This is a genomic window from Pseudovibrio sp. W74 (genome assembly GCF_001623085.1).
Taxonomy (GTDB): Bacteria; Pseudomonadota; Alphaproteobacteria; order Rhizobiales; family Stappiaceae; genus Pseudovibrio.
Genome location: NZ_LMCJ01000004.1, coordinates 143540 through 170452 on the forward strand (window position 1 = coordinate 143540; position 26913 = coordinate 170452).

20 protein-coding genes are annotated in these 26913 nt (G+C 51.2%); 11 read left to right on the plus strand and 9 right to left on the minus strand.

The window, feature by feature from the left end; genetic code table 11:
• Positions 1–64 precede the first annotated feature (64 nt).
• The 5 genes from gshB (at position 65) to PsW74_RS03840 (ending at position 8961) form a co-directional block, all read left to right on the plus strand.
• On the plus strand, positions 65–1039 hold the full coding sequence (gene gshB, locus PsW74_RS03820) for a glutathione synthase (protein WP_082830466.1): 975 nt from the start codon (positions 65–67) through the stop codon (positions 1037–1039).
• A gap of 192 nt (positions 1040–1231) precedes the next feature.
• On the plus strand, positions 1232–2758 hold the full coding sequence (locus PsW74_RS03825) for a YifB family Mg chelatase-like AAA ATPase (protein WP_063286475.1): 1527 nt from the start codon (positions 1232–1234) through the stop codon (positions 2756–2758).
• Between the two features lie 67 nt (positions 2759–2825).
• Positions 2826–5060, plus strand: coding sequence for a PAS domain-containing hybrid sensor histidine kinase/response regulator (locus tag PsW74_RS03830; protein WP_208987816.1), 2235 nt, complete (start codon positions 2826–2828; stop codon positions 5058–5060).
• Positions 5061–5420: 360 nt separating this feature from the next.
• Entirely contained in the window at positions 5421–6263 is an 843-nt protein-coding gene (locus tag PsW74_RS03835; protein ID WP_153041646.1) for a GNAT family N-acyltransferase, read from the plus strand.
• 295 nt (positions 6264–6558) lie between these two features.
• Positions 6559–8961, plus strand: coding sequence for a PBP1A family penicillin-binding protein (locus PsW74_RS03840; protein WP_244271701.1), 2403 nt, complete (start codon positions 6559–6561; stop codon positions 8959–8961).
• Here PsW74_RS03840 and PsW74_RS03845 read toward each other — a convergent pair whose 3' ends face one another.
• The 6 genes from PsW74_RS03845 to rph all read right to left on the minus strand — a co-directional run bounded on the left by PsW74_RS03845 (position 8962) and on the right by rph (position 14900).
• On the minus strand, positions 8962–9705 hold the full coding sequence (locus tag PsW74_RS03845) for a SprT family zinc-dependent metalloprotease (protein ID WP_063286271.1): 744 nt from the start codon (positions 9703–9705) through the stop codon (positions 8962–8964).
• Positions 9706–9881: 176 nt separating this feature from the next.
• Positions 9882–10295, minus strand: a complete 414-nt coding sequence (locus tag PsW74_RS03850; protein ID WP_063286270.1) for a DUF2852 domain-containing protein — start codon at positions 10293–10295, stop codon at positions 9882–9884.
• Positions 10296–10403: 108 nt separating this feature from the next.
• Positions 10404–11963, minus strand: coding sequence for a polyhydroxyalkanoate depolymerase (gene phaZ, locus PsW74_RS03855; protein ID WP_082596818.1), 1560 nt, complete (start codon positions 11961–11963; stop codon positions 10404–10406).
• Positions 11964–12296: 333 nt separating this feature from the next.
• Positions 12297–13460, minus strand: a complete 1164-nt coding sequence (gene hemW / locus PsW74_RS03860; RefSeq protein WP_063286269.1) for a radical SAM family heme chaperone HemW — start codon at positions 13458–13460, stop codon at positions 12297–12299.
• A gap of 79 nt (positions 13461–13539) precedes the next feature.
• Positions 13540–14181 carry an RdgB/HAM1 family non-canonical purine NTP pyrophosphatase gene (gene rdgB / locus PsW74_RS03865; protein WP_063286268.1) on the minus strand — a complete coding sequence of 214 codons (642 nt, stop codon included), beginning with the start codon at positions 14179–14181 and terminating at the stop codon, positions 13540–13542.
• Positions 14181–14900: a ribonuclease PH gene (gene rph / locus PsW74_RS03870; RefSeq protein WP_082830467.1), complete on the minus strand. Its 720-nt coding sequence runs from the start codon at positions 14898–14900 to the stop codon at positions 14181–14183. The genes rdgB and rph overlap by 1 nt, the downstream gene beginning before the upstream one ends.
• Positions 14901–15091: 191 nt before the next feature.
• On the opposite strand from rph, the gene hrcA reads away from it, so the two are divergent.
• Both hrcA and PsW74_RS03880 read left to right on the plus strand, forming a co-directional pair.
• Positions 15092–16177: a heat-inducible transcriptional repressor HrcA gene (hrcA, locus tag PsW74_RS03875; protein ID WP_063286471.1), complete on the plus strand. Its 1086-nt coding sequence runs from the start codon at positions 15092–15094 to the stop codon at positions 16175–16177.
• A gap of 16 nt (positions 16178–16193) precedes the next feature.
• Positions 16194–17012 (plus strand): molybdopterin-synthase adenylyltransferase MoeB, encoded by an 819-nt coding sequence (locus tag PsW74_RS03880; protein ID WP_063286267.1) that lies wholly within the window; start codon positions 16194–16196, stop codon positions 17010–17012.
• Between the two features lie 152 nt (positions 17013–17164).
• On the opposite strand, the gene PsW74_RS03885 is transcribed toward PsW74_RS03880, so the two are convergent.
• From PsW74_RS03885 to PsW74_RS03895, 3 genes are all read right to left on the minus strand, one after another.
• Positions 17165–19228, minus strand: coding sequence for a TonB-dependent receptor (locus PsW74_RS03885; RefSeq protein ID WP_063286266.1), 2064 nt, complete (start codon positions 19226–19228; stop codon positions 17165–17167).
• 235 nt (positions 19229–19463) lie between these two features.
• A complete protein-coding gene (gene aqpZ / locus PsW74_RS03890) occupies positions 19464–20168 on the minus strand; it encodes an aquaporin Z (RefSeq protein WP_063286265.1) in 705 nt (234 codons plus the stop codon).
• 161 nt (positions 20169–20329) lie between these two features.
• On the minus strand, positions 20330–20587 hold the full coding sequence (locus PsW74_RS03895; protein ID WP_063286264.1) for a hypothetical protein: 258 nt from the start codon (positions 20585–20587) through the stop codon (positions 20330–20332).
• Positions 20588–20885: 298 nt separating this feature from the next.
• Between PsW74_RS03895 and PsW74_RS03900 the strand changes: the two genes are divergently transcribed.
• The 4 genes from PsW74_RS03900 to PsW74_RS03915 all read left to right on the plus strand — a co-directional run bounded on the left by PsW74_RS03900 (position 20886) and on the right by PsW74_RS03915 (position 26886).
• Positions 20886–22694: a M2 family metallopeptidase gene (locus PsW74_RS03900; protein WP_153041638.1), complete on the plus strand. Its 1809-nt coding sequence runs from the start codon at positions 20886–20888 to the stop codon at positions 22692–22694.
• Between the two features lie 157 nt (positions 22695–22851).
• Positions 22852–23382 (plus strand): GNAT family N-acetyltransferase, encoded by a 531-nt coding sequence (locus PsW74_RS03905; RefSeq protein ID WP_063286263.1) that lies wholly within the window; start codon positions 22852–22854, stop codon positions 23380–23382.
• A 75-nt stretch (positions 23383–23457) separates the two neighbouring features.
• Positions 23458–24288, plus strand: coding sequence for a DUF3883 domain-containing protein (locus PsW74_RS03910; RefSeq protein WP_063286262.1), 831 nt, complete (start codon positions 23458–23460; stop codon positions 24286–24288).
• A 243-nt stretch (positions 24289–24531) separates the two neighbouring features.
• Entirely contained in the window at positions 24532–26886 is a 2355-nt protein-coding gene (locus PsW74_RS03915; RefSeq protein WP_063286261.1) for an amidohydrolase family protein, read from the plus strand.
• The last annotated feature ends 27 nt before the right edge of the window (positions 26887–26913 follow it).

Sequence of the window (26913 nt, forward strand, 5' to 3'; positions counted from 1 at the left end):
CTGCAGCTAACATCCATTTTTATTTACATGGATTTCTATCCCAGCGTTATTTCAGGAGTGCCTCATGTCCCAAGCAGCTTCTTCTGGTGCCAAGCGGCCGCTTAAAGTCGCCGTTCAGATGGACCATATCTCAACCATCAACATTGCGGGCGACAGTGCTTTTGCTCTGATGCTAGAAGCGCAGGACCGTGGTTATGAGCTGTATCATTACACACCAGAGCGTCTGGCCCTGTGGGGTGAAAAGGTTATGTGCCGCGTTGAGCCGGTAACCGTGCGCGACGAAGCTGGCAATCACTTCAGTTTTGGTGAGCCTCAGCGCGTTGACATGTCTGATATGGATGTCGTTCTGATGCGTCAGGATCCTCCGTTTGATCTGGCTTACATCGCAGCAACCCATATTCTCGAAAAGCTTTCCGAGACAACGCTGGTCCTGAACAATCCAGTCTCTGTGCGTAATGCGCCAGAGAAATTGTTTGTGACCCAGTTTGCAGACCTGATGCCACCAACGCTGATTACTCATGATCGCGAAGAGATCGACGAGTTCCGCAATATCCATAGCGATATTGTAATGAAGCCGTTATTTGGACATGGCGGAGCTGCTGTTTTCCGCGTGACCAAGGATGACCTGAACTACGGTTCTCTTTATGACTTCTTCTCCGTCACATTTCGCGAGCCTTGGGTTATTCAGAAGTTCCTGCCAAATGTGAAACATGGCGATAAGCGCATTCTGTTGGTCGATGGCGAGTTTGCTGGTGCAGTAAACCGTGTCCCTGCAGAAGGTGACCTGCGCTCCAACATGGTACGCGGTGGGTCTCCAAAAGACAGTGATTTGACTGAGCGCGAAAGAGAGATTTGCGCGCGCCTTGGGCCGACACTGAAGGAGCAAGGACTCATTCTCGTTGGTATCGATGTGATTGACGGAAACCTCACTGAAATCAACGTGACAGCTCCGACTGGCATTCGCGCAATCCAGAAGCTGGGCGGGCCAGATGTGGCCGGCATGGTCTGGGATGTGCTTGAGAAAAAGCTTGAAGGCTAAAAAATATCAAGGGCCCTGTTGTTTGACAGGGCTTTTCTTTTTCCCAGTGACTTTCAATTATGAACTCAGAGATTTCAGATAGAGCTTCTTATGGGGGCTTTCGTATTTCTGAGTATTCAAGGCTTGTGTGTTTCCTGTTCGTTCCTGCTTAATTACTACAATGATGATAAATTGTGGTCGCAGGAGTGTCTGGTGTTCGCTCGCATCTCTACCGTTTCCTTTCAGGGTGTCGACGCTGCAAATGTTGACGTGCAGGTCCAGATTAGCCCCGGTTCTGTCTATTTCACTCTTGTTGGCCTGCCCGATAAGGCGATTGCAGAGAGCAAGGAGCGGGTTCGGTCAGCACTCATTGCTTCCGGCCTCGCGCTACCAGCCAAACGTGTGACGGTTAATCTGGCTCCGGCTGACCTACCTAAGGAAGGATCTCATTATGACCTTCCGATTGCGCTTGGCCTCTTAGTGGCGATGGGGGCACTGCCTGCGGAAGCTGTCGAAGGCTTCCTCGTTCTGGGTGAGCTCTCACTAGATGGCAGCATTTCGCACGTGAACGGAGCCCTTCCAGCTGCAATCGCTGCTGTTGCAAACGGGAAAGGTTTGATTTGTCCAGCAAGTTGCGGCTCTGAAGCGGCATGGGCGGATGAGAACCTGAAAATTATGGCTGCGGGATCACTGGTTCAGCTCTACCGCGCCTTGAAAGGTGACATTACTCTTTCTGCCCCAAAACCGCGTAGCTCTCCACAAGCTGCTAGTTCATTAGACCTTGCCGATATTCGAGGGCAAGAAACAGCGAAGCGAGCACTGGAGATTGCAGCGGCTGGCTCTCATAACCTGATGATGATTGGCCCTCCAGGCTCTGGAAAGACCTTACTCGCGAGCAGGTTACCTGCTCTTTTACCGCCACTATCAGCGCGCGAACTGCTGGAAGTTTCCATGATCGCTTCCATATCAGGTGAGCTGGAAGATGGTGCCTTGAGCAATCAACGTCCCTTCCGGGCACCGCATCACTCTGCCTCCATGGCCTCACTGGTTGGCGGTGGCATAAAAGCCAGACCCGGCGAAGTGTCCATGGCTCACAATGGTGTACTTTTTTTGGATGAACTGCCAGAGTTCGATAGTTCCGTTCTGGACAGCTTGAGACAGCCTATTGAGAACGGTGTGGCGACGATTGTTCGTGCCAATTATCGTGTGAGCTACCCATCTATGGTGCAAGTGGTTGCCGCGATGAACCCTTGCCGTTGCGGTTATGCAGGAGAACCGGGGCACACTTGCAGGCGAGGCGATAAATGCGCCAGTTCTTATCAGTCGCGAGTTTCCGGGCCGTTTCTTGATCGGATGGATCTGCAACTTCATGTTCCCGCAGTTTCTGCAAGAGACCTGATCAGCCCGCACACTTCAGAGAGCTCGGAAGTGGTTGCTCAACGTGTGGCACGTGCTCGTACAATTCAGCAAGCCCGTTATGTCTCCCTTGGACTAGACATCACCGTCAATGCACATGCCAGCGCGCGGACCATTGAGCAAATTGTTGCGCTGGATCAGGGCAGTAAGGAGTTGATTGAACAGGCATCCATACAGTTTGGTCTTTCTGCACGTGGCTACCATCGGGTTCTGAAACTATCGCGGACAATTGCAGATATGGACGGGTCAGATTCCGTTCAGCGTATTCACCTGGCCGAGGCCCTGAGCTTCAAGCGCTCTTCCGCCTATTTGGCCGCCGCGTAATCTGTTATATCCTACCAATTGAATTTTACTGATTTACCGAAATAGTTCGGGTGGAGCAAAAGCAGTGTTGAAACGGAGACTAAAAACTGAGGAGAGCACCCATGTTGTTACTCAGGCCCGCGTGTCTCTGATTAAGCAAAGCGAAATCACCGAGAAATCCTCCTTTGTTCTAAAGAGCCTCTCCATTTTCGTGGGCGTTATATGCTTGCTGATTGCGCTGCTGCTGACTGATTGGCGATCTGCACAAAGCCTCTATGTTGTATTGCTTGCCTTTGGAGCTGGCGCCGTGTTGTTTCGCCGATTTCCGGCAAGTGATGTTATCGCACAAAGCTGGAAAACAGCTCAGATCCGCAGTGAAGTTGAACAACTTGAAGATCCATCCGAATTAGCCAGTGATGCTGACTGGCAACTGCGCGAAGCAGATGATCGGCACCGCTCTATTCTGGATGCGCTGGGCGCTATCGTGATCCGTTGTGACAGCGAAGGCCTGGTGCTTTCCGTGAATGATGCAGGCAAACGCAATTTTCCGACTGGATTTGGTGTTGAAGTCGGGCGGGCTATTCATCTGCCCTATGCTGAAGACTTCACACCCGACCTTGAGGAAGGGGCTGCTGGAGCAACCGAAGACGTTGCTTTGCGCACAAAACACGGCACTCGCTGGTATTCACTCCTGCGCCTGAGTATTCGCGATGGCAGCGGCGGTGCTCCGATCATTCAGTGGATCCTGACGGATGTCACAGACAGGCGACAAGCTGAACAAAAGCTACGCGAAGACCGCGACCATGCAGCAAATGCTAGTGAGGCAAAATCTCGTTTTCTTGCGATGGTCAGTCACGAAATTCGTACGCCCTTAAACGGCGTCTTGGGCATGGCAGATTTGTTGGATGACACGACAACCACTGCAGAGCAGCAAAACTATATTAATGCGATCAGAACTTCAGGCTCCACACTTTTAATGCTTATTGATGAGGTTCTTGATTACTCCAAGATCGAAGCGGGTAAGCTGGAATTGGAATCTGGCAGTGTTGAGCTTACTCCGCTAGTGGAGCGCGTTGTGGAGTTGCTCTCTCCCAAAGCTCATGCAAAGGGGTTGCAGATTGGTTCATTTATCAGTCCATCCGTTCCAGATACCATTCAGAGCGACCCTGCACGATTACAGCAAATCCTATACAATCTGGTTGGAAACGCGATCAAATTTACAGAAGAGGGCGGTGTTTCATTAGTCCTGAAAGTCGCTACTGATACCACAGGCCATCATTTGCTAGAGTTCGCCATTAAAGATACTGGCCCTGGCATGGATGAAATCACTGCAGCTCGCATCTTCCGGGAATTTGAACAGGGTGAGTATGGCCGCGATCGCAAGTTCGATGGAGCTGGCCTGGGTCTGGCAATTTCCAAACGGCTGGCTGAGCTAATGGGAAGTTCACTCACCGTTCAGAGTCAGTTGGGTTGCGGCTCCACCTTCCTTCTTGAGATGCCTGTTGATGAGATTTCTGCAGACCCTGCCGAAAGTCATGAAGATCGCATCGCGATCGTAACCAGCAATCAGATTGAAGCCAGCCTTGTCCATAAAACGCTCAACACCAGCGGGTTCATTCACACCAAGGTTCTGGAAGTAGACGAGCTCGAAGAATTGCCTCTAACGCCACCTTTTGACCGTTTGCTTGTTGGTGAAGAATTTGTGGGACGCATTCGCAAATTCTATGGGCAGCAATCTGAGAGTGCGCCAGAGATCTTTGTCCTCATTAAACCACAGGAGCGGGCGCGGATTGCAGATATCAAGACCGGGGAGTTTTCTGGTTACTTGACCCGTCCTGTTCGTCGCAGCTCACTGCTTCGGGTACTCTCCCCCGGTTTGCTGCAGACTGACGCGGTAGATAACGATGTAATAGAAAAAGAGGTGGCGCCTATACAGCAAGGCCAAAACACAAATCTCAATGTATTAGTGGCCGAAGATAATCCAATTAACTGGATGCTGGTTCAAGCACTACTGGACAAACTGGGCCACAGATCGGAGCTTGCGGAGGATGGGCATAAGGCTGTTTCGCTCTGTGCCAGCGGCACGTTTGATATTGTGCTTATGGATCTGCACATGCCCGGTCTGGATGGACTTGAAGCCATCTCCAAAATTAGAGGCAGGGAAGACAAATCTGCGTCGCAAGTGCCAATTTATGTTGTTTCAGCAGATGTTATGCCGGAGGCAAAAGAAGAGGCTATTAAGGCCGGAGCAGACGGTTTTTTAAGCAAACCCCTAAAAAAGCAGGATCTTGAGGCTGTTTTAAAACGCTATGCTAAGGGATAGCTCGGTATATTTAGCCTGTTCAATATCACGAGGCGGTTGTTATACTCAGATTAACCGCGACCGCAGCATTGTTTAGCAAATGTGAGCGTCGTTACGCGGGTAAATGTTGGTGTTGTGTCACTCAACTGTCCTAAAATGGGCTTATATCACAGATTGACTACCCAAAATTGACATGGGTGACTCAATTGGTGCAAATTCAGAAAGGCGTTCTCATTATTGCAATGTTTCTTAAGCACCTAAGCAATATGAGATAATAATAGTATGGCTGGATCTGGACATATTTCCCCGATGAAAGTCCTAAAAAAGTTCACACCGAGTAAGCTGTCAGGGCGACCTGCGCCGCGGTGGATCCCTCAGGCAATGCTTGGAAAAATACCGGAGGCAGGACAAAGCCTCGGTAAGGTCGGCCCACTCGAGGTTCGTCTTTCCAACGGAGCCAAAGAACTCAAGCAATCTCAGCGTTTACGCTACGAAGTGTTTTACGAAGAGATGTCCGCTATTGCAGATGCACAAACTCAGTTATCGCGTCTTGATCGCGACAGTTATGACGAGATTTGTGATCATCTATTGGTCGTTGATCACAACAGTCAGGTTCGCAACAAACCATTTTCCAAACTCAAGCCGCAGATCGTAGGCACTTACCGATTGCTCCGTCAGGAACTTGCACAGCTCAATGGCGGTTTCTACACAGCAGGCGAGTTTGATATTCAAGGGATTCTGGATCGTCACAGTGATCTGAATTTCATGGAACTCGGTCGTTCTTGTGTTTTGAAACCTTATCGCACCAAGAAGACCGTAGAATTGCTATGGCATGGCATCTGGTCTTATGTGCTGACGAATAATGTAGATGTTATGATTGGCTGTGCCTCTATCGAAGGTACTGATCCTGATCTTCTTGCTGAGCAGCTTTCCTTCCTGCATCATTTTGCTAGTGCGCCAGAAGAATGGCATGTATCAGCACTGCCGGACCAGTATGTAGAAATGAACCGCATTGCGAAAGATCAGGTGGATCAACGCGCTGCGCTACGTTCTCTACCACCGCTGATTAAAGGATATCTACGCCTTGGCGCCTATATCGGTAACGGAGCAGTTGTTGATCACCAGTTCGGTACCACTGATGTTTTGATCATCATGCCAGTGTCCAAGCTGAACTCACGCTATGTGAACTACTATGGTCAAGATGCCAGCCGGTATTCCAGCTGATCACAGAGCTACTAGTATCTCAAAATGGAGAGGGCGGGTTTCCGCCCTTTTTTATTTGCGTAGAAGCGCTAACATCTCTTCATATTTGTGGCATTTCCCGGCCAACTCCGCGCAATTCACCTCAATAGCTTAACGCTCAATTAAGCGTGTTTCCCTAAAATCGTTCGTGTTTTGTATCCAGGTTGCGACCTCCCTCCCAAGCGGTCAGTAGCCTGAGTTTGTTCAGGCTTGCTCAATCTTTAATGGCAATATTTGCCCAAAATTTGAGTGATTGGTACTGGGGTGTTTTAAAGTTATGGCGACAGGCCAAAATGGAAATGGCAAAAAACGGAGGCCAGTGCGCCCCGGGCAACGCCCTTCCGGCAGGCCGCCTCAACACCCTGAGGGACAGCGTCTTAAACGCCCAGCACAACCTCAACGCCCACGCTTACAAGGCGTCGCATTGCGTCCGGACGAGGTGGAAGATTATATTCGCCGCCCGAGCAAAACCAACGCTCCAAGCAAGCAATCATCATCAGGGCAACGCTCTTCACCGCAAAACCCAACGGCACAGGCCAGAAAACCTGCACCTCAACGTGCCAGACCTGCGCAAGGAGCGCCAGTCAAGAAGCCTGCCAAAAAGCCTAGCCGCAAGGCACGTCAACAGACACTGGCAGCTCTTGATGCAGCAACCTCCTCTGGCAAGCCAAAGAGCCAAAGCAAGTTTCGACGGTTCTTGTGGAAGTCCTTTCGCTTTTCCATGTATTGGAGCGTCGTACTTGGCATTTGGGGGATCGTCGTTGTTGGCGGTATTCTCACCTATTACGCTGCGCATTTGCCACCAGCATCGGAGTGGGCTGTTCCGCAACGCCCACCTAACGTGCGCATCGTTTCAGCAAACGGCACTTTGATTGCCAATCGTGGAGATACCGGCGGAGAGGCCGTCCGTCTTGAGCAGTTGCCTACGTATCTGCCTGAAGCTGTAATGGCTATTGAAGACAGGCGGTTCAGGTATCATTTCGGCATCGATCCAATTGGTCTCGCCCGCGCTGCATTTGTCAACTACACCAGCGGGCGAACTGTACAGGGCGGATCAACACTCACACAGCAGCTGGCGAAGAACCTGTTCCTAAAGCCTGAGCGCACCATGCAACGCAAGATGCAGGAAGTGGTGATGGCGCTGTGGTTGGAGTGGAATTACAGCAAGGACGAAATTCTGGAGATGTACCTTAACCGGGTGTATCTCGGTGCCGGGGCTTATGGTGTTGATGCCGCCTCGCGGGTTTACTTTGGCAAATCCGCTCATCTCATCAATCTTGCTGAAGCGGCAACCATTGCAGGACTTCTGAAAGCACCTAGTAAATATGCCCCCACACGCAATGCCGCTCTTGCAGAGGGTCGTGCGCAGGTGGTGATCGCATCAATGCATAAGGCTGGCTTCATCACCGCTGATGACGCTAAGAATGCCCTGTTCAACCCGGCGAACGTGGTCACAAGCCATAACAGCAGCAGTGGCAATTATGTCGCTGATTATGTGATGGAGTTGCTACCTGGCTTCGTCGGCTCTATTGGCGAGGACATCATCGTCGATACCACCATCGATTGGGACATGCAGCAAGCGGCAGAAACGGCGCTGACCACTCGAATTGCGGAGTCTCGCCAAGAGTTTAATGTCACACAAGGCGCGGTTGTTACGCTCAATCGCAGTGGTGCAATCCGTGCTCTGGTTGGTGGTGTTGATTATCGGAAAAGCCAGTTCAACCGCGCTGTTTATGCACGCAGACAGCCGGGATCCGCCTTCAAACCGTTTGTTTATCTTGCGGCATTGGAACGGGGTATGACCCCTAATACTGTCCGCAGGGATGCTCGTGTCACCTACAGGGGCTGGACGCCGAAGAACTACACCAAGCGATACTACGGCGATGTGACACTGACGCAAGCGCTTGCATTTTCGATCAACACCGTTGCAGCAAAGCTGGCGCATGAGGTTGGTCCGGCCAACGTGGCGCGTACAGCACGTCGTCTGGGCATTACATCTGCGCTCAAGTCCAATCCGTCCATCGCTCTTGGAACTTCAGAGGTTACCCCGCTTGAGATTGCAGCTGCGTATGTGCCTTTCTCCAATGGCGGATATGGTGTCGTTCCTCATGTGGTACGGCAAATTCGAAATGAACATGGTAAAGTGCTTTATCGCCGTTCCGGTGATGGTACAGGACGCGTTGTTCGCGGAGATAAGCTGAGTGAAATCAATATTATGATGGCACAAACAGTCTATGGAGGCACAGGAAAACGCGCGCTGTTGGCTGGACGACCGGCGGGAGGCAAAACCGGTACAACGCAAGGCTACAAAGATGCGTGGTTCATTGGTTATACAAACTCACTCACCACTGCGGTTTGGCTTGGAAACGACAACAACAAGCCAATGAAGAAGGTGAGTGGGGGTACACTGCCAGCAGAAATCTGGGCATGGGTGATGGAGACAGAGCATCAGGATATCCCGATTGCCAGACTGCCGGGGGTGCCGATTAATCTTGCGGAAACATCACCATTGCTAAAGCCGGGTACCGCGCCTACGCGTCGTCAACCAACATTTTTGGCAGCTCCTCAGCAACCACAGCCACCAAGGCCTGCTGTTCAAGCAACAACAGCTCCGCGCCCGCAAAACAACTCCAGCACAAGCCCCCTGGACCTGCTTGGAAGGTTGTTTGGCGGTGGCTAGCTATTCCTGTCCGTAAAGGTGAAGTTGAGAGCCGTGCTCTTTGAGCCAGCGTTGGGCTTGCTTTGTGTGGGGTGCTAACTGCTCGCAAACACGCCAGAACTCTGGTGAATGATCCAGTTTCACCAAGTGAGCAACTTCGTGAGCGGCTACGTACTCCAAAATGTCGGGTGGTGCCATCACAAGGCGCCAGGAGAACGATAGTTTCCCATCATACGAGCAGGATCCCCAACGGCTCTTAGTGTCTCGTAGTGTGATGCTATGATAGTTGCATCCAAGCTTCTTTGTGAAGTGTTGTACGTGTGCCTCAAGAGCTTCTTTGGCTGATTTGCGCAGAAAGTCTTTGGTTTTACGATGAAAGCTTTGGGTTTCGCCCGGCAGTAACAACAGCGGTTCATCCGTCTCTTCTTCAAGGTCAAGCTTCGCAAGCCCACGCAGTTTGCCAGAAGACCGCAAGGTGTGCAGGACACCTTTTATAGGGATGCGGGCGCCCTCTTCAAATTTGATGATATTCGGACGAGAGCCCAATCTTTGCTTCAGCCACTCGACTTGCCGGTTGGCGAAATCCTGGGCTGTTTTCAGATTGCCGCGAGCAGGAACAGTGATGACAGGTGTTGGGTCTCCAGGGGGAATTCTAAGGATATAGCGCTTTGCTCTGGAGTTGCGTTTCAGGCGGATTTGCAGAGGCTTATGCCCCAGATCCACCTCAATAAACTCCGGCAAAACCTTTGTCGCAAAAAACCCCATATCACCTCAAAAATTGCACTGGTCGCTCTCGTTATTGCAGAGAAAGGGGCGATTTGAAAGTCGACCAGTGCGAATTACTTTAGCGTGTGTGTTGCTTTGCGAGTAAGCCTCAACGCACAAAAGGGTGCCCTGCAAAAGCAGAGCACCAGATGCTTGTTATGAGCCTTTGAGAACCACTAGATTGCTTCACCAGCAGATGGCTCACCAGGACGGTTGTGGCGGTTTCTCATGAAGCGGTCGAATTCTTCCTGATCTTTAGCCCGACGCAGGTCGTTCATGTAATCATCGAATTCCTGACGCATGCTATCAAGCTTTCTGCGCTCTTCTTCCAAGCGGGTCAGCTCTTTTTCACGGTAGTCGTCAAATGCAGCATTACCGCTGCGGGTCGCATTTTGCATATTGTCCATCGTATTTTTCAAGTTGCTACGATTCCACTGGCATTTAGCTTCACGCTTCCAGCCATTTAAGTTGTCGCCCCATAAGATGTAGGCAAGCATAGCAAGGCCAAGAGGCCAGAAAACTACGAATCCAAGAACCATAAGTGCAATACTTAGAGGATTCCAGGAGGGTTTTATTGCATTTACATTCATTAAAATCACCCCTTTCTCAAATCAACAAGCTTGAGATGGGATGATTTTATTTTACTTTCAAGAGATAGAATGAAATTTTATTAGACGATGGGTTATCTTCACTTACGTTCAGTTGGAATGCACTGTTTCATTGAGACGGCGTGCCTGCTCAACCCAATTATCCCGAACCATGCGTCCGCGAATATCCAAACGATCGTCCAGCGCCGCGGCCTGATGTTCTGTCAGATTTGCAATTTGCCAGTAGTGGAAGATACCTGCGCCGTTCAAAGCCCGCTCTAGTTTAGGTCCAACACCGCTGATCAACTGCAGGTCATCTGCAGCGCCTTTTGGCTCAGCAAGCAGGATTTCGCGTAGTGGATCACCCGCAATTTTCTCAGAGGTGTTTTCACGCAGGGTCTTTTTCGCTGCACGTTTGGAAACTTGCTCCGCACGCACGTTTCTTGGATTATCCTGAATGAACTTGACGATACGTGGCGCGATTTCTGAACGATACTTTGAACCGTTAAACACACCGTAGTGGCCTACACCGGGCTGGATGTAGTGCAACCGGCGGTTGGATGGGATGTTTTCAGCCAGCTTTTGAGCCGCTTGGGTTTGGCCAACACCAGAAATGTCGTCGTTTTCGCCTTCAACGGTAAACAGCGCCGTGCCGGTGATCTTTTTCGGATCAACCATCTTGCCACGATGCATCATTTCGCCTTTTGGCAACGAATGCTCGATGAACACGGTCTCCACGGTTTGGAGATAGAATTCGGAGGTCAGATCCATAACAGCGAGATATTCATCATAGAAGTCACGATGCTTCTCAGCGCTGTCACCATCACCCTCAATCAGATGCTGGAAGAAATCGCGATGGGCAACCATGTGCCGGTCCAGATTCATGCTCATGAAGCCAGAGAGCTGGAGGAAGCCCGGATAAACCTGTCGTGTGAAGCCTTTGTGCGGAAAAGGAACTTCCATAACAACATTGCGCTTGAACCAATCGATACCTTTTTCGACGGCCAGATCATTCACGGCGGTTGGCGCTTCGCGGGTGTCAATTGGGCCACCCATCAGCGTCATAGTCGCCGGAGCGCATTTGTCTCCGTTCTCTTCCATCAAGGCAACGGCGGCATAAACTGGAACGGATGGCTGGCAAACCGCCAGAACGTGCGTATTTGGCCCCAGATAATGCAGCATCTGCATGATGTATTCGATGTAATCGTCCAGGTCGAAACGGCCATCAGCTACAGGCACCTGTCGCGCGTCTTCCCAGTCCGTGATGTAAACATCCAGATTTGGCAGTAAGGCTTCAACAGTGCCGCGCAGAAGAGTTGCATAGTGGCCAGACATGGGTGAGACGATCAGAATTTTAGGATCGTCTTTTCTGCTTTGAGGTAAATCACGCTTGAAGTGTAACAGGCCGCAAAATGGTTTCGCCCAGATGATTTCTTCCGTGATGTCTACTTCTTTACCATCCACGACAGTGGTGTCGAGCTCAAACTCCGGCTTGCCATAACGACGGGTTACGCGCTCAAGCATCTCACAGGATGCAGCAACCGTGCGACCAACCTGCGTGTGTGACATGGGATTGAGCGGGTTTTGAAAGCACAATCTTGTCATGTCTGCTGCAGCCCGGACAGGGGACATCGCTGCATGGTTCATTTCATACAAGTGGTAGAACAGCACAGAATGTTTCCTCCCAAGACGTTCGCTTCAGCCAACTCTTGTTCATGTAATTCTTGATTTCCGCAACACGAATACACTTTAGCCCGAAGTGCTGCACCGCAAAAGTATAGACAGCTCTATACCTTTTCAGCAACATAGACTCATGGAGAAATTCAAACCAACCTTAACTTGCATTGAAGATCAATAGGTTCTTCACCATCGCTGAGGTGCATGTCAGTGTAATCAATTATGTTGCATTGCACAATATGTAAATTAATACCCCAATCGAATCGAGTAATTCGACTGCAATTATTTCACTAAGTTGAAATCGCTAATGAATTTTATTTGGGAATGCTAATCGGAAGCCAGCTCAGCAATTACGGCATCCAGTAGGGGAAAGCCTGCTTGCGTTGCACGCAGGCGAGTGTTGCTCACCCATTCTACCATGCCGTTTTCCTGCAGATTTAACAATCTCTGCGGTTTGAACTGACGGCCAGAGAGCTGTTCATAACGTGGTACGTCAATGCCTTCATGCAATCGCATACCCATCAACAACAACTCGTCACCCTGCTCGCCATGACCAAGTATGTCTTCAGAAATAGAGCCGTGGCCCTGACTTTCAACCAAACCTAGCCATGTTTCCGGATGTTTTTCAGTCGAGGTTGCCAGCTTGGTGCCATCTTCCAGCGTCAATCGGCCGTGTGCACCAGGTCCAACACCGACGTAATCACCATAACGCCAGTAAATGAGGTTGTGCTGGCACTGAGCGTCAGGCGCCGCATGGTTTGAGACCTCATAGGCCGGCAAACCGCGTGCTGCGGTGACCTCCTGTGTCAGGTCAAACATGTCTGCGGCTAGATCAGGGTCCAGCATCTCCAGCTTTCCAGCTGCATACAAGCGCTGGAACATGGTGCCGCTTTCGATGGTGAGCTGATACATGGAGAGGTGATCAGCGGCCAGATCGATAGCACGGTTGAGCTCTTGCTCCCATGCCTTCAAGGTCTGATCGGGGCGCGCGTAGATCAGATCAAACGAGATGCGTGGGAAAGTTTTGCGCGCAATTTCAACAGCTTGAATCGCCTCCGAAACAGAATGCTGGCGACCAAGGATCTTCAGTTCCTTGTCATCCAACGCCTGAATACCAACGGAGAGGCGGTTTACGCCTGCAGATCTATAGCCTGCAAAGCGGGTTGCTTCCACGCTGGTTGGGTTGGCTTCCATGGAGATTTCAGCGGTGGACGGCAGATGCCAGAGGCGCGCAACTTCATTGAGGATTGTCTCAACGGTTTTCGGCTCCATCAAAGATGGTGTACCGCCGCCGAAGAAGACGGAGTCAACCGTGCGACCCGGCACCATCTGCGCATAGCGTGCCAGCTCTGTTGCCAGAGCTTTGGCGTAATGTTCCTGCGAAACCGGCTGGTGGCGCACGTGGGAGTTAAAGTCGCAATATGGGCATTTTGCCAAACAAAAAGGCCAATGCACGTAAATCCCAAAGCCGCCAACCGGTGACACAGTCATTCTTTTTCCTTTGTGATTGCCAACGTATTTCGCACGAGTTCTTATCCGAAAATCGGTATCCACTTTTCGGGAACACGCATTACGCTGGCAAACACTCTTTTTGAAACTTAACAAAGGCGCGGGCGCGATGTGACAGCGCTTCACCTTCTTTTGTTTTGTGTTTTTCTTGCTTGTCCATCTCACCGAAGGTCCTATCGAAACCTTCTGGAACGAACATTGGATCGTAGCCGAAGCCTTCCAGACCGCGCGGCGGCCACGCCAGTTCACCATGAATCTCACCACGGTAGAACTGAGTGCGCCCATCCGGCCATGCCATGCACAGCACAGCAACGAAGTAAGCGGTCCGGTCTGTAGCGTTCGTTTCGGTCAGCTTGTCCTGCACGGCCTGCATGGCCACGCCGAAGTCTTTGTCTGACCCAGCCCAACGTGCGGAGTAGATGCCCGGATCACCGTTGAGGCCGTTTACACAAAAACCGCTGTCATCTGCAAGGGCAGGCAGGCCAGTGGCCGTTGCCGCAGCAAGTGCTTTGATTGCAGCGTTTGCTTCAAACGTGTCACCATCTTCCACTGGCTCTGGCAGATCCAGATCACCAGCAGAGAGAACTTCAAAGCCATGCGGTGCAAGCATGTCCTGAATTTCGCGCAGCTTGCCCTTGTTGTGACTGGCAAGCACGAGCTTGCCAGGTTCCAGACGGCGGTTTTCTGTTGTTTCTGCCTGCATCAGAGCACCGTCAGCTTTTGCAGCTCAACCAGTCTGGAAATGGACTGTTTTGCAAGACCCATGAGCTGGCCGAGTTCTTCTTCGGAGAATGGCTCACCTTCAGCAGTACCCTGAATTTCAACGATGCCGCCTTTGCCAGTCATGACGAAGTTTGCGTCAGTGTCAGCAGAGGAATCTTCGATATAGTCCAGATCAGCAACCGGAGTGCCTTCGTAGATACCGCAGGAGATCGCTGCGATGTGGTCTTTGAGAACCTTATCGGTTTTGACCATGTCGCGCGCTTCCATCCATTTCAGACAGTCGTGCAGAGCGACCCATGCGCCGGTGATGGATGCTGTACGGGTGCCGCCGTCTGCCTGAATGACATCACAGTCAACGGAGATCTGACGCTCGCCCAGTGCCCCCAGATCAACAACAGCACGCAGAGAGCGGCCAATGAGGCGCTGGATTTCCTGAGTACGGCCAGACTGCTTGCCTGCAGAGGATTCACGGCGCATACGGTCGTGAGTTGCGCGTGGCAGCATGCCGTATTCTGCGGTTACCCAGCCACGGTTCTGACCACGGAGCCACGGCGGAACACGCTCTTCCAAACTTGCGGTACACAGAACATGGGTATCGCCGAATTTGATCAGGCAGGAGCCTTCGGCATGTTTGGCAACACCGCGCTCCAGGCTGACTGGACGCATTTCTTCTGGTGTACGTTTGGATGGACGGTTCAAGGCAAGCTCCCTCGGGTTGCTTAATAGCTACAAATTCACAAATGGTATTGCGGATCTTTTAGCTGCGGATTGCCGTTAGCGCAAAGGCTGGTTTTGGTTTGAGAGGCTATTTTCTGCTAAAAATGAGTTTTGGCTGTTCAATTGTCCTGTGTTAGGGATTGAATACAGGCTTTGGCCCAAACCTGCTGTTGATGTGGAGTACCGATACCGTGACGAGCGTTCCTCCTTCTGTCCCTCTTGAGGATCTTGATGAACGTTCCCGTGAGGTCTTCCGGCGCATTGTCGAGAACTACCTTGATACCGGCGAACCGTTGGGGTCTCGCAACCTTGCACGCGGGCTTTCGCAACCTCTGTCTCCGGCCTCTATTCGCAACGTAATGGCAGATCTGGAGCACCATGGGCTGCTCTACTCTCCGCACACCAGTGCTGGACGCTTGCCGACGCAGTCTGGTCTTCGTCTGTTCGTGGACGGTTTTTTGGAAGTTGGCGACCTGACCAAGGAAGAGCGCGAGCAGATTGCTGTTCAGGTGAAGGCTAAAGGTGGTGAGAAAACACCGGAGCAGGTCCTGACAGAAGCCAGTCAGATGCTATCTGGCCTGAGCCGCGGGGCGGGGGTTGTTCTTTCCAACAAGACAGACACCACTCTTCGTCATATCGAGTTTGTGCAGATTGAGCCGCTTAAAGCACTTGTTGTGCTGGTGAGTGAGGACGGTTCCGTTGAAAACCGTGTTGTCGACCTGCCCGCTGGTCTGCCACCGTCTGCGCTGACCGAAGCCTCGAACTACCTCAACTCCATCATCCGGAACCGCACACTAGCTGATGCGCAATTTGAACTTGTTCGGCAGCGAAACGAATTTCAGGCCGAGCTGAATACGTTGACATCCAAAGTGGTGGATGCAGGTGTTGCCGTTTGGGGGGGAGATAAAAACGATCCGGGTACGCTTATCGTGCGTGGTCGTTCCAATCTGCTTGAAAATGTGGGTGCGAAGGAAGATCTGGAGCGTATTCGCCTGCTATTTGATGATTTGGAAAACAAGAGTGAACTGATCCGCCTGCTTGATCTTGCAAAGGGCGGCGAAGGCGTACGTATTTTTATCGGGTCAGAAAACAAGCTGTTCTCGCTTTCCGGTTCTTCCTTGATCGTGTCTCCATACCGCGATAGTGAACAGCGCGTTGTGGGCGTTCTTGGTGTTATCGGGCCGACTCGTCTCAATTATGCGCGTGTCATTCCCATGGTGGATTACACAGCCCGACTGGTGAGCCGTATGCTCGGTTAAACTACTGGAGTCTCAATTGCTTTCCCTTACAGCTTCTGAACTGGAACGTTATGCCCGCCACATCGTCCTGCGAGATGTCGGTGGTCCTGGGCAACAGAAACTTAAAGCTGCGCGCGTTCTGGTAATCGGCGCTGGAGGACTTGGCGCACCGGTTCTGCAATATCTGGCGGCGGCTGGTGTTGGCACCATTGGTATTGTTGATGATGACGTTGTTTCGCTGTCTAACCTTCAGCGTCAGATCATCCATGACACGGAGAAGCTTGGCGAGCCTAAGGTTGCCAGTGCGGCGGAGGCGATCGCTCGGCTGAACCCGAATGTGCGCGTTGTTCCGCATCCGACACGCATTAGTGGGCAAAATGCAATGGCGTTGATCAACGATTACCATATCGTTGTTGATGGCTCTGATAACTTTGCCACCCGTTACCTCGTTTCGGATGCGTGCTTTTATGCTGGCCGTCCTTTGGTTACGGCTGCTGTGGGCCAGTTTGACGGCTCTGTTACGCTACTGAAACCATTTGAGCGCGATGATGAGGGCAATTACATCAACCCAACTTATCGCTGCCTGTTCCCCAAACGCCCTGAGGCTGGCTCCATACCAACTTGCACTGAGGCGGGTGTTTTGGGTGCTTTGACAGGCCTGGTTGGCACATTGCAGGCGCTTGAGGTGATCAAGGAAATCGTTGGGTTTGGTGAAGGTCTGGTTGGGCGCTTGTTGCTGGCAGACACACTGAGCATGCATTTTGAAACCATCAAGTACAAACGCTCTGCAAAGAACCCGCTCAACGGCGACACCCCAAAAACATGGAGTGAAATGCTGGAAACTGAGCACGGCTGATCCAGCGTAATTGAGTTACAAAAGAAAACGGCGGAGAATTTCTTCCCCGCCGATCCCGGCCTTTCCGCCACAGAAGGCCTAGCCTCATTCTGGCAAACCTGTCTCACCAGCATTGCCAGACACACTGCATTTGCAGCGCACCGAAGAGAGGCTTAAAACGTTTTCACCAAGCTAAGCTTAAAGGACCGACCTTTGCCTTCGGTTTCACTCAGATGCGCTGTGTGTTTCTGATCGAAAATATTAGTCACGCTAGCGCGCACTTCTGAGCCTGCAAGGAATCCATCTTCAGGCTTCCAGGCTAAACGCGCACTGTGCAGCGCATAACCTGGTGAAGCATCGTCAGCATCGTTCACGCGGTCCTGTTCTGCGTATAGGTCAGAGCGCCAGGAAACATCCAGATTATAGTCGGTAATCTTATACCCTACTGAAAGGAAAAGATTATCTGCCGCAACGCTATCCAGATATTCATCATCAGAAAGGTTGTCACCCCGTGTGACTGAAGCACCTAGATTGCCGTACCAGCTGTCAGAGGAATAACCTGCTTCTAACTCGATGCCTTTGATCCGCGCCTCATCAATAGCAGTTGTGATTGTCTTGCCCGTTGCATGATCGCGAGAGGAATAGAGGTAGTTGTCGATGTTGTTGTAAAAGCCCGTTACTTTGAAGCGAAGGCTATCATTCTCCAACAATACGTCATTGAATTTAAAGCCTAAGCCAGCTTCAAAATTGTTAGATTTTTCTTTTCCAAGATCGGTAAAGCCATCACCCGAGAAAACTTCATCCAAAACTGGCATGCGTTCTGTGTGTGCAACAGAACCAAAGACATTCAGCCAGTTTGTCAGCTCATAAATTGCTGCAAGTTTTGGAGAATAGGCCGTCTCATCCAGATCTTTACGCAGAGCCACGCCAGTCCCCGGCTTCAGGCGAGAATGGTCAACACGCATTCCAGGAATGAGTGTAAGGCGGTCATGAATTACAAACTCAGCCTGCCCGAACACACCAAGAGTGTGTGTTTCACCTTCTGGATGAGATGAGGAGCCGGGCTGTACCGTTCCATTGGTCTTCAGGCGAGGGTTCAAGCGTTCTCGATACTGACCTTCAATACCATATGTTAGGTACGTTTCGAGCCCATCAGAGAATTTGAATTCAGAGGTATTTTCGAGTTTTGCCTGCCAGTTATTGTAAGTGTATTCAGCTTCAGATCCGATAATGTAAGGTACTGTAATATTCTTTAGTTCGCGATTAGTCTGGCTCCAAGAAATCTGAGCCTTGAAATCAAGTAAATCATTATTAGAAAAAGTATTTTCATAGGCCAACAATGCCTGCTGCTCACTGGTTACTTGATCAGCTAGCCCAAAGGTTGGATCATATCTAGTCTGATCATACAGGCCATAACCAGATTTTTCGACGTTGAAATAGCTTGCAATAAGAGACTGGTCTTTGTCAGCACCAAAGCTGTATTTCAGCTTCGCAAGGCCTGAAAGATCAGTCATACGCGAGTTGCTAAGCTCCTGACCATCAGCGCCATCGTAATCACCATCGCGCCCATAATTCAGATTCAGAAGCATCTCCAGATCTTCCAACGGCCGTGCAGCAACTGTGATTGTACTCCGCGCACCATTGCCGTTAGAATCCCACATAGCTTTGGTGCGCACCGCTAGCCTATCATCACCTTTGAGGAAGTCACTCGCATCTTTTGTTCGTGCGCTAACGACACCACCAAGTGCACCGGAACCGAACAAGGTTGAAGATGCAGGGCCACGGAGCACTTCAACTTCCTTCAACAGTTCAGTGTCAAAGAAGAAAGAGCCTGCTCGATACATTTCAAAGAACGATGTTACGCCATCAATCTGCATGATCATGCGGTTTTCGTCGGATGCGAATGCTCCGCCAATACCACGAATATTCAATGACTGCCCCAGCGCATTGTCAGCATTTATAGTGGTGATCCCCGGAACCGCATCGAGGATCTCGCCCAATGTGCTTGCTTGGGCTGCTTCAATTTGCTCCTGAGAGACTGAAGTCACAGCCTGAGGTGTATCAATCGCCACCTTCTCTTTACCTGCTGAAACAATGATTTCATCCAGCATGGTTGCAGGACTGTCGGCAGCAACAGGCTGTGTAGCTTCCTGTGCTGAAACAGCCGCAGAAATCAGGGCGAGCGAGAGGGTTGTGCTGGCCAGGAGGGCCGCACGGGAATAGCGCGAATTGGACATGGTCGCCTCAGTCTGAATTTTTATGGGAGTGGCTGGCTGAGACGCTGCTTTGGCTAGCTTGTGTTTGCGTTTTGCAAACGTTGTTTCTATCCGTGTTTTATAAACATGAATATAATAGTCAAGTTTTAAATTGAGGGTTTTTCCCTAGCTGGGGATTGAGTGCATTCATAATAAAAGCCTCCTTCACAGGTTCCTGACTGCGAAGGAGGCCAAAAAACGATTGCATCTCCGTTGGTTAATCTGTTTCCTCACGACCACAGGTGCCGATGATCCAGCAAACTGCCGCTCCGATGAGCGCCCCAACTATTGGTGCCAGCCAGAACAACCAAAGCTGGTCCAGTGCCCAACCACCGTTGACAATAGCTGTTGCCGTGGACCGAGCCGGGTTTAAAGATGCGCCCGAGATGGGGATCGCGATGATGTGCATGCATGTCAGCATCAGGCCGATGGCAAGCGGAGCGAGGGCTGCGGGTGCTTTTTTGGAGGTTGCACCAATAATAACAATCAGGAACAGCGCTGTGACTGTGATTTCGGTAATGCCGACCGCAATTTCAGAAAAGCCGCCGTTGGAGTGCTCTCCATAACCGTTGGAAGCAAAGCCCGGAGGGTCGCCCGGGCCATGGGCGAGAATGATCCAGAATACAAAGGCTGCTGCTGTGCCGCCAATCACCTGCGCGATGATGTAGGGGACCACATCTGAGGTTGGGAACCGTTTTGCAGCCCAAAGGCCGATGGTCACCGATGGATTGAAATGAGCACCTGACACATTGCCGAACGCGTAAGCCATACAGACAACGGAAAGACCAACCGCAAAGGCAACGCCCAGCAAGCCAGATCCGCCATACCACTCAACCGGTGCATAGGACACCAATGCCCCGCCGCACACAGCGGAGACCAGAGCAAAGGTTCCTACAAATTCTGCGCCTAGTTTCCTCAACATGATACTTCTCCTCATATTGATTTGAGGGAGGTATCACAGTGAGATTTCTAACTTACGTTTAGGGTAACCAGAAATCTAACGATTGCCTTAAGCATGCATTGCTAGATCTTTAGGAGGGCTGCAGCATGAATAGGGGCGGAACTTCTTTTTTCTTCATATGGTTAGAAGTGTGTCTCAACCTCTTTCAGGTCGGTACTTGCATGCCAATTGGTGATTTTGCATGTGCTGAATATACCGAGAATGCCAAAGACCGCGAAACTGGAGAAGAGCCAAAAGGCTGAGTTGGCAATGCGGCCCGCGAGAGCGGTACCAAACATTACGGCGAATGTTTGAACCGTTGCCAGAGCAGAAGCAGAGTTTTCTTTGTCATCATCCGGTGTCAAATGAAGAGCGAACAACTTCTGGAGATAGAACGACATGAAGTTTGCCTCGACTCGCAAGGAGGGCTGACACTTACTCAAAATGTCGTTTTAAAACGCAATCATTATACCGTTTCAGGCATTGCAGCTATGTGCGTGAAACGGGCTCAGTGTTGAAGATTCTTCTAAATTGCTAATGCAATAATTTTGCTAGATCACTCCAAAAATAGGAGAAATATCGCGATGAAACGGGCTAGACTTACAGAATAAAACCCTTACCGTAACGGCATAACAGAGAGATTATGCATTAGAAATGCATCTGAAATCTCTAAAATATGCCATGGTTGGGGAGGCTGCCTTGAAGCGGTTGTTATCTGTATTGCCCGCACTTTCACTCGCTCTCATTCCGCTGAGTTCAGCACAGGCTAACGCCGAGAAGAAAGTCAGCGTTGAGGATGCGAGAACGTTTATTGAAACCTCCGAAAAAACCATTCAGGAGATCGGAGAGGAAGCGGGCCGCGTTGCCTGGGTGAATGCTAATTTCATCACTTATGACACCAACTGGCTGAATGCGTTAATGTCGGAGCGCACCACGAAGCTCTACGTTTCTCTTGCCAATCAGACCAAGCAGTATGACGGCCTTGACCTTCCGCCAGACCTTGCTCGGAAAATGAAGCTTTTGAAACTGAACCTGACGTTGCCTGCCCCTGAGAATGACCCTGCCAAGATCAAGAAGCTTGCGCAGATCAATACCGAGATGGAAACCATTTACGGCACGGGCAAGTATGAGCTTGATGGCGAGGCGCTGTCTCTTTCCAAGCTCAGCCGCATCATGGCGACGAGTCGTGATTACGACAAACTGCTGGAAGTCTGGAAAGGCTGGCGCACTGTCTCTCCGCCTATGAAGGACATGTACACGGAGATGGTCGGCATCGCCAATCAGGGCTCTCACGAGCTTGGCTTTAAAGACACAGGCTCCATGTGGCGCTCCAAGTACGACATGGATCCGGATGATTTCCGGCAGGACGTTGATCGCCTCTGGAGTGAAGTGAAGCCGCTTTACGACAGCTTGCATTGTTATGTTCGCGATAAGCTGGCGGATCATTACGGAGCCGATAAAGTGCCTGCCGACGGGCCAATTCCTGCGCATTTGCTGGGTAATATGTGGGCTCAATCCTGGGGCAACATCTATCCGCTTGTCGCTGCTGATGGGGACGAGCAAGGCTACGACCTGACCAAGTTACTGGAAGAGCAGAACTATACGCCGCTCAAAATGGTGAAGACGGCGGAGGGGTTCTTCACCTCGCTTGGCTTTGACCCGCTGCCTGAGACGTTTTACGAGCGCTCGTTGATTACCGAGCCGCGTGATCGTGATGTGCAATGTCATGCATCTGCCTGGAACGTGGATGGCAAGGATGACCTGCGCATCAAAATGTGCACCGAGGTGACGGGGGAGGATTTCAATACCGTCCACCACGAGCTGGGTCACAACTTCTACCAGCGCGCCTATAATCACCAATCGCCGATGTATCAGGATGACCCGAACGATGGGTTCCACGAAGCGATTGGCGACATGGTGAGCCTGTCCATTACGCCTAAGTACCTGAAGCAGATAGGCCTTCTGCCTCTTGATGCTTCAGAAGAGGTCAACACCAACATCCTGTTGGCTCAGGCACTGGACAAGATCGCATTTCTGCCATTTGGCTTGCTGGTGGACCAGTGGCGCTGGAAGGTGTTTAACGGAGAGCTGACTCCAGACACCTATAACGACGGTTGGTGGGACCTTCGCGAGAAGTATCAAGGCGTTGCGGCTCCGGTTGACCGTGCTGCGGATGCGTTTGATCCGGGTGCCAAGTACCACATTCCCAACAACGTGCCGTACACACGCTATTTTCTGGCGCACATCTTCCAGTTCCAGTTTTACCGTGAGGCTTGTCGCCTTGCCGGGTGGGAAGGACCGCTGGCAGCGTGCTCCATCTATGGCAACAAGGAAGTTGGCGAGAAGTTCAACGCCATGTTGGAAACAGGCGCTGCGCTTCCATGGCAGGACAGCCTGGAGGCCTTCACCGGAAGCCGTGAAGCCGACGCGACAGCTATTCTTGAATATTTTGCTCCACTCCAAGCTTATCTGGACGAGCAAAATTCTGGCAAATCCTGCGGCTGGTAGACCAGCAAGGTAATCCTGCCGGCCTTAATGGCCTGCAAGTCCGCCGGATATTATCAAACCCCGTCTTTCATGGCGGGGTTTGTTTTATTTGGAGGCCTGTTGGAGCAAGTTTGGATGGGCTAGAGTTTTGAACGCAGGGAAAACGGAGGCATTGGTCATGAGCGAGGCGCAAAGCATCACTGTTCAACTGAGGGCCCTTACCGTCTCGGACATGCCTTTATTGCATGAATGGCTCAACCAACCCCATCTGCGGCCCTTTTATGAGCGTGAGCCCAGCACGCTTGAGCAAGTAACAGAGCGCTATGCGTGCCGCGTTTCGAACAATCATCCAACCAACTGCCTGATCGCGGAGCTTAACGGCGCGCCCTTCGATTATCTGCAATGGTATCTGAACCGCGACTTTCCAGAGTACGGCACCGGTACAATTGGCATAATAGCTGGTGTTAGCTTCGATTACTACATCGGCGATCCTGCTTCCCTAGGCCAACAACTAGGAACAGTCATGCTGAATGCTGCAGTTGAGCATGTGAAGCCGCTTGTCTGCGCTGAGGATCAGTTCTTTTGCGTTGGTCACCGACCCGAAAACACCTCTGCACTCCACTGCTCTCAACGCGCAGGCTTTCGCTATTTCAAAGACTTCACAGAGGATGGATTGCCCCACGAGCTTTATGTGAGGGATGAGAGATAAGGCTCATAAACCTACTTAAGGTTGTAGAATGAACGTGCTAACTTCAATTCAAACATTGTTTGATTTGAGATTTTCATGGGCGCAGATGATTGGACAGACGAGGAGAATGATCTTCTTGTCGCTGAGTATTTTGAAATGCTGAAGTTGGGGCTTCAAGGTCAGAGTTTCAATAAGGCTGCTCGGCAGAGAGAACTTGCGCGCTCTATTCCAAGATCGGTGAAAGCCATTGGACGGAAACAGCAGAATGTAAGTGCTATTCTGGAAGACCGCAATCAACTATGGATCACTGGCCTCAGTCCAGCCGAACATTATCAAAAATCTCTCAAAGATGCAGTTCAACGGCACTTAGATGCACGACAACAGGAGGACTTGCAGCAAGTTCCAGAAGAACGAATGGAGCTTGATGAAGGACCTGAGGAGTACATCGCTCCGCCACCGTCCCAAGCTTCGACGATTGAGCTCACTAAGCCTCGCAATGTGGTTCGTCGGGCGCAAAAGCTGGATTACGCAGAGCGGGATGCGAGCAATCGGGAACTTGGCAAGCTAGGTGAGGCGTATGTTGTTCAACTTGAGCAACAACGGCTGAAGAAGGCTGGAAGAACTGACTTAGCCGAGCAAGTCATTTGGGCTTCTGAAGAGGAAGGCGATGGGCTTGGGTATGACATCCGCTCTTATGAAATTGATGGTACTGAGCGGCTCATTGAGGTGAAGACCACGAATGGTGGGCGGGAAACACCATTTTACATCTCCGAGAATGAACTGAGCTTTTCGGAAGATGAGCCGGAGCGGTTTGTGCTTGTCCGTGTCTACAACTTCTCTGAGGAACCCGCTTGTTTCGAGCTGCGATCACCTTTGGAGCAGAACCTCTCGCTGAAGCCCGCGGTTTACAAAGCAGTTCCCGAATAAAGAGGGCATTTCTATGCCTCTCTTTATTCCGTTTGTTATAGGTTGGTCGGCTGAGCAAGTGAAGTAGACCTAAAACATAAGACTTTCTTTCAAGAAAGGCTTCTTTGTGGGGGGCTTGGGTTAGATTTTGTAAGGCATGCCTGGAACTTGCGGCGGGTTGGTTGAAATCAGGGATCAGCGTACATCAGATTACAATCTCCACTGGCAATTATGTGTTTGTCATCAATTGGAGATTTGGTTTTCATGCTTGCATCCATCTGCTTTCCAACTGCCAGGCGTAGAGGCAGCACGGTCAAACGGCGGGCATCGTTTTTGGTCGCCTGTGCTCCGGCAGTTTTGATGATGGCGCTCTCTCAGGCGCAGGCTGAGCCGCAAACGCTTTTTTATGGCGGCGATATTCTGACAATGGCCGATGAGAAGGCGGATCAACGCAAAACAGTCAAAGCGCTGATTGTTCGAAATGGCGAAATCTCTGAGATCTTCAAGTCGGACGAAGACTACCAAACCTATTTATCCGACAGCGCTGTCACCAAGGTCAATTTGGGTGGAGCAACCTTAATGCCCGGCTTTATTGAGCCACATATGCATATGCCGCTTGTGGTGAACTATGCTGCGGTTGCTGACCTTTCTCCTTGTTTGCCAGAGCCTTACAGCTACCGCACCTATGACAACCAAGTTGACCCGCGTTTTAGAGACAAAACCGTTTGCAAATATGATGGCAGTATTGAGACTGGTTTTGAATGGACCTGGAATGTCCTGAACAGTGCACCCAATCGCTGGGTGCCTTTTGCGCCGGATGGGATGCCCACAAAGCAGGCCTGGATTGTGGGAAATGGCATTGATCCTTCACGGTTTGGTGTCACACCAGATGAGATCCAGCGCGTTGTTGCTTTCCGCTCCCATCCCGCTGAGGAAATCAGTGAGAGTGTTGAGGGCGCAGATGAACATCCTGTGCTTATTCTGGACCAGTCCGAACACGTTGCCTATGTCAATGGGAATGCGTTTGTTGCTGCCAACATCTGCACTGCCTGGCCTTGTGGGCCGGAGATAAACAGGAACAAGGACATGCCTGCGCCAGACCCTCTTGGCAAATGGCAGGTTTATACTGGTCAGGACGGGAACACCTATTACTCCGGCTTATTGCAGGAAGAAGCGGCTTACAGGCCGTTTGTCGCGAAAATTCAGGAGATGGCAGGAGTGCCTGCCAGTAGCCCCTTCTTCTTCATGGATTACGAAGAAGGCCTCAAGGCCGTTGCTCCGGTGGTTGAAAAGATTGCGGCGGCTGGTGTCACGACCATTGTGAATGGCGGCGGCTTCACTGTTCCTATCATTCAGTTCAACAAAGATGTTGCGCTGCATAAAGATGAGGCTGGCAACTTCACAGCCCCGTTCCGTATCCGTACGCTTATTTCGGCTACGGCGATTGATCCCAGTGAGCATAGCAAAACAGCGGTTCAGATTGCCGAGGCGGAGATGACGTCTTTGTGGCCGGAGGAGGTTTTGAGCAATACGACGCTGATAAAGAACACGCAGGGTCGCTACGGTGCCACGGGCATCAAGTTCTGGGCGGATGGTTCAACGCAGGGATGCTCGGCTTATCTCACTCAGGGTTACAACATAAATGGCATTTGCGTGGATGAGGAGAATGGCAAGAAGACTGCCGTTACTGGCTCGCATGGCGCGAACTATCAGTTTTTTATGCCGGATAATGATGAAGAGCCGGATTTGAGCAAGATTGCCGGAGGGGATGGAAGCTTTCTGACCGCTTTGCAACCCTTCTGGAGCAAAGGCTGGCCGATTCAAATCCACACCAATGGCGACAAGGCGATCAAGGCCGTCGCGATCACCACATTGGGACTGAGTACCGGACGGTGCAACGAGTATCCTGTGACGCTTATTCACGCGACGGTTGGCGGGGACCCTGCAACTTCACCCAGTTCAGTTGCGCAGTATTTGTGGGAGCTGACCAAAGTTGCAAGGCGGGTGCATTGCAAAAACGAGGGAGGCCTTCCTCTGAATTTCATCGTGTCGCACCTTACCGGTCATGTCGGGTATTGGGGTGGCGGGTTTGTTAGCCTGCTGGATGGCAAGGATCTCAATAATTTAGGTGCGGACGGAGACCCTAACGGGCGGGCGCCGACGTTGGATGCCACCACGTTGGATGTTCGCGATAACATCCCCTTCACGCTGCACAGTGATGCACCTATCGCGCCGGTGAATCCGCTTTGGTATGTTGAGCAGATGGTCACTCGCAACACCTGGGTCTATCCAGATATCAAGGGCAGTCAGGTCAAAGATATGCCTGACAGCAAGTGGGCTGGAAACCGGGATGGTCGGTCCATCTATGAGAACCTGAAGGGCATCACCGCCGTTGCAGCCGAGCAAACGCTGATTGATGACAAGGTTGGCACGCTGGAGCAGGGCAAAGTGGCTGATCTGGTCATACTCGACAGGAACCCGCTTGATGCAGATAGTGACGTGAACAGCAGTGTCGCCATCAACAAAATCAAGGTTTGTTACACGTATCTGGCAGGTAAGCAGTGGAAGCCAAAGAGCTTTTCTGATGAGGCCTGCGGAAAGATCGAGATAACCGACTAAGGGGTTTGCACAGAGTATGGCTCGCTT